Source organism: Streptococcus mitis SK597 (genome assembly GCF_000148545.1).
Lineage (GTDB): Bacteria > Bacillota > Bacilli > Lactobacillales > Streptococcaceae > Streptococcus > Streptococcus mitis_C.
In genome coordinates, this window is record NZ_AEDV01000014.1 from 1 (window position 1) to 5,016 (window position 5,016).

Genomic DNA, 5,016 nt, shown 5'->3' on the forward strand with positions numbered 1-5,016 from the left:
GCTAAGCGACTTCCATATCTCACAGGGGGCAACCCCCAACTACTTCCGGCGTTCTAGGGCTTAACTTCTGTGTTCGGCATGGGTACAGGTGTATCTCCTAGGCTATCGTCACTTAACTCTGAGTAATACCTACTCAAAATTGAATATCTATTCAAANCAAGAAAACCTCTCGCTTTCTATTCTCAGTTACTTTGGATAAGTCCTCGAGCTATTAGTATTAGTCCGCTACATGTGTCGCCACACTTCCACTTCTAACCTATCTACCTGATCATCTCTCAGGGCTCTTACTGATATAAAATCATGGGAAATCTCATCTTGAGGTGGGTTTCACACTTAGATGCTTTCAGCGTTTATCCCTTCCCTACATAGCTACCCAGCGATGCCTTTGGCAAGACAACTGGTACACCAGCGGTAAGTCCACTCTGGTCCTCTCGTACTAGGAGCAGATCCTCTCAAATTTCCTACGCCCGCGACGGATAGGGACCGAACTGTCTCACGACGTTCTGAACCCAGCTCGCGTGCCGCTTTAATGGGCGAACAGCCCAACCCTTGGGACCGACTACAGCCCCAGGATGCGACGAGCCGACATCGAGGTGCCAAACCTCCCCGTCGATGTGAACTCTTGGGGGAGATAAGCCTGTTATCCCCAGGGTAGCTTTTATCCGTTGAGCGATGGCCCTTCCATACGGAACCACCGGATCACTAAGCCCGACTTTCGTCCCTGCTCGAGTTGTAGCTCTCGCAGTCAAGCTCCCTTATACCTTTACACTCTGCGAATGATTTCCAACCATTCTGAGGGAACCTTTGGGCGCCTCCGTTACCTTTTAGGAGGCGACCGCCCCAGTCAAACTGCCCGTCAGACACTGTCTCCGATAGGGATCACCTATCTGGGTTAGAGTGGCCATAACACAAGGGTAGTATCCCAACAACGTCTCCTTCGAAACTGGCGTCCCGATCTCATAGACTCCTACCTATCCTGTACATGTGGTACAGACACTCAATATCAAACTGCAGTAAAGCTCCATGGGGTCTTTCCGTCCTGTCGCGGGTAACCTGCATCTTCACAGGTACTAAAATTTCACCGAGTCTCTCGTTGAGACAGTGCCCAAATCATTACGCCTTTCGTGCGGGTCGGAACTTACCCGACAAGGAATTTCGCTACCTTAGGACCGTTATAGTTACGGCCGCCGTTTACTGGGGCTTCAATTCATACCTTCGCTTACGCTAAGCACTCCTCTTAACCTTCCAGCACCGGGCAGGCGTCACCCCCTATACATCATCTTACGATTTAGCAGAGAGCTGTGTTTTTGATAAACAGTTGCTTGGGCCTATTCACTGCGGCTGACTTAAAGTCAGCACCCCTTCTCCCGAAGTTACGGGGTCATTTTGCCGAGTTCCTTAACGAGAGTTCTCTCGCTCACCTGAGGCTACTCGCCTCGACTACCTGTGTCGGTTTGCGGTACGGGTAGAGTATGTTTAAACGCTAGAAGCTTTTCTTGGCAGTGTGACGTCACTAACTTCGCTACTAAACTTCGCTCCCCATCACAGCTCAATGTTATAGAACTAAGCATTTAACTCAATTCACACCTCACTGCTTAGACAGACACTTCCAATCGTCTGCTTTAGTTAGCCTACTGCGTCCCTCCATCACTACATACTCTAGTACAGGAATATCAACCTGTTGTCCATCGGATACACCTTTCGGTCTCTCCTTAGGTCCCGACTAACCCAGGGCGGACGAGCCTTCCCCTGGAAACCTTAGTCTTACGGTGGACAGGATTCTCACCTGTCTTTCGCTACTCATACCGGCATTCTCACTTCTATGCGTTCCAGCACTCCTCACGGTATACCTTCTTCACACATAGAACGCTCTCCTACCATACCTATAAAGGTATCCACAGCTTCGGTAAATTGTTTTAGCCCCGGTACATTTTCGGCGCAGGGTCACTCGACTAGTGAGCTATTACGCACTCTTTGAATGAATAGCTGCTTCTAAGCTAACATCCTAGTTGTCTGTGCAACCCCACATCCTTTTCCACTTAACAATTATTTTGGGACCTTAGCTGGTGGTCTGGGCTGTTTCCCTTTCGACTACGGATCTTAGCACTCGCAGTCTGACTGCCGACCATAATTCTTTGGCATTCGGAGTTTATCTGAGATTGGTAATCCGGGATGGACCCCTCACCCAAACAGTGCTCTACCTCCAAGAATCTCTAATGTCGACGCTAGCCCTAAAGCTATTTCGGAGAGAACCAGCTATCTCCAAGTTCGTTTGGAATTTCTCCGCTACCCACAAGTCATCCAAGCACTTTTCAACGTGCCCTGGTTCGGTCCTCCAGTGCGTCTTACCGCACCTTCAACCTGCTCATGGGTAGGTCACATGGTTTCGGGTCTACGTCATGATACTAAGGCGCCCTATTCAGACTCGGTTTCCCTACGGCTCCGTCTCTTCAACTTAACCTCGCATCATAACGTAACTCGCCGGTTCATTCTACAAAAGGCACGCTCTCACCCATTAACGGGCTCGAACTTGTTGTAGGCACACGGTTTCAGGTTCTATTTCACTCCCCTCCCGGGGTGCTTTTCACCTTTCCCTCACGGTACTGGTTCACTATCGGTCACTAGGGAGTATTTAGGGTTGGGAGATGGTCCTCCCAGATTCCGACGGGATTTCGCGTGTCCCGCCGTACTCAGGATACTGCTAGGTACAAAGACTATTTTAAATACGAGGCTATTACTCTCTTTGGCTGATCTTCCCAAATCATTCTTCTATAATCTTTGAGTCCACATTGCAGTCCTACAACCCCGAAGAGTAAACTCTTCGGTTTGCCCTCCTGCCGTTTCGCTCGCCGCTACTAAGGCAATCGCTTTTGCTTTCTCTTCCTGCAGCTACTTAGATGTTTCAGTTCACTGCGTCTTCCTCCTCACATCCTTAACAGATGCGGGTAACAGGTAGTACCTGTTGGGTTCCCCCATTCGGAAATCCCTGGATCATCGCTTACTTACAGCTACCCAAGGCATATCGTCGTTTGTCACGTCCTTCTTCGGCTCCTAGTGCCAAGGCATCCACCGTGCGCCCTTATTAACTTAACCTTATTTTTTGACCTTTCAGTCATAAACTCTTATTAATACTACAGCGTTTTCGGTTTATTTTCTTGTTACTATTTGATATAGATATTCAATTTTCAATGTGCATTACTTGGTGATCTCTCACCAATGGAGCCTAGCGGGATCGAACCGCTGACCTCCTGCGTGCAAAGCAGGCGCTCTCCCAGCTGAGCTAAGGCCCCACAAGACCTCTCAAGACTAAACAAGACCAATGCGCAGTTCCTTATCCTTAGAAAGGAGGTGATCCAGCCGCACCTTCCGATACGGCTACCTTGTTACGACTTCACCCCAATCATCTATCCCACCTTAGGCGGCTGGCTCCTTACGGTTACCTCACCGACTTCGGGTGTTACAAACTCTCGTGGTGTGACGGGCGGTGTGTACAAGGCCCGGGAACGTATTCACCGCGGCGTGCTGATCCGCGATTACTAGCGATTCCGACTTCATGTAGGCGAGTTGCAGCCTACAATCCGAACTGAGACTGGCTTTAAGAGATTAGCTTGCCGTCACCGGCTTGCGACTCGTTGTACCAGCCATTGTAGCACGTGTGTAGCCCAGGTCATAAGGGGCATGATGATTTGACGTCATCCCCACCTTCCTCCGGTTTATTACCGGCAGTCTCGCTAGAGTGCCCAACTGAATGATGGCAACTAACAATAGGGGTTGCGCTCGTTGCGGGACTTAACCCAACATCTCACGACACGAGCTGACGACAACCATGCACCACCTGTCACCTCTGTCCCGAAGGAAAGCTCTATCTCTAGAGCGGTCAGAGGGATGTCAAGACCTGGTAAGGTTCTTCGCGTTGCTTCGAATTAAACCACATGCTCCACCGCTTGTGCGGGCCCCCGTCAATTCCTTTGAGTTTCAACCTTGCGGTCGTACTCCCCAGGCGGAGTGCTTAATGCGTTAGCTACGGCACTAAACCCCGGAAAGGGTCTAACACCTAGCACTCATCGTTTACGGCGTGGACTACCAGGGTATCTAATCCTGTTTGCTCCCCACGCTTTCGAGCCTCAGCGTCAGTTACAAGCCAGAGAGCCGCTTTCGCCACCGGTGTTCCTCCATATATCTACGCATTTCACCGCTACACATGGAATTCCACTCTCCCCTCTTGCACTCAAGTTAAACAGTTTCCAAAGCGTACTATGGTTAAGCCACAGCCTTTAACTTCAGACTTATCTAACCGCCTGCGCTCGCTTTACGCCCAATAAATCCGGACAACGCTCGGGACCTACGTATTACCGCGGCTGCTGGCACGTAGTTAGCCGTCCCTTTCTGGTAAGATACCGTCACAGTGTGAACTTTCCACTCTCACACTCGTTCTTCTCTTACAACAGAGCTTTACGATCCGAAAACCTTCTTCACTCACGCGGCGTTGCTCGGTCAGACTTCCGTCCATTGCCGAAGATTCCCTACTGCTGCCTCCCGTAGGAGTCTGGGCCGTGTCTCAGTCCCAGTGTGGCCGATCACCCTCTCAGGTCGGCTATGTATCGTCGCCTTGGTGAGCCGTTACCCCACCAACTAGCTAATACAACGCAGGTCCATCTGGTAGTGATGCAATTGCACCTTTTAAGCAAATGTCATGCAACATCTACTCTTATGCGGTATTAGCTATCGTTTCCAATAGTTATCCCCCGCTACCAGGCAGGTTACCTACGCGTTACTCACCCGTTCGCAACTCATCCAGAGAAGCAAGCTCCTCCTTCAGCGTTCTACTTGCATGTATTAGGCACGCCGCCAGCGTTCGTCCTGAGCCAGGATCAAACTCTCATTAAAAGTTTGAGTTCTCACTCATTTCTGTCACTGACAGATTTATTGTTTTTTTCATTGTTCAGTACTACAACCTTAGTTGTAGTGCCCTGCACATTGGTTCGTCTTGTTCAGTTTTCAAAGGTCTTTGTCACT

1 tRNA gene and 3 rRNA genes are annotated in these 5,016 nt (G+C 49.9%); all 4 read right to left on the bottom strand.

From position 1 onward, the window contains the following. Positions 1–116 (bottom strand): 5S ribosomal RNA (gene rrf, locus SMSK597_RS0102065). A 75-nt stretch (positions 117–191) separates the two neighbouring features. Continuing rightward, positions 192–3,093, bottom strand: a 23S ribosomal RNA gene (locus SMSK597_RS0102070). A gap of 124 nt (positions 3,094–3,217) precedes the next feature. After that, positions 3,218–3,290, bottom strand: a tRNA-Ala gene (locus SMSK597_RS0102075). A 51-nt stretch (positions 3,291–3,341) separates the two neighbouring features. Then, a 16S ribosomal RNA gene (locus tag SMSK597_RS0102080) occupies positions 3,342–4,887 on the bottom strand. The 16S, 23S and 5S rRNA genes sit together here with 1 tRNA gene alongside, the layout of an rRNA operon. Positions 4,888–5,016 lie beyond the last annotated feature (129 nt).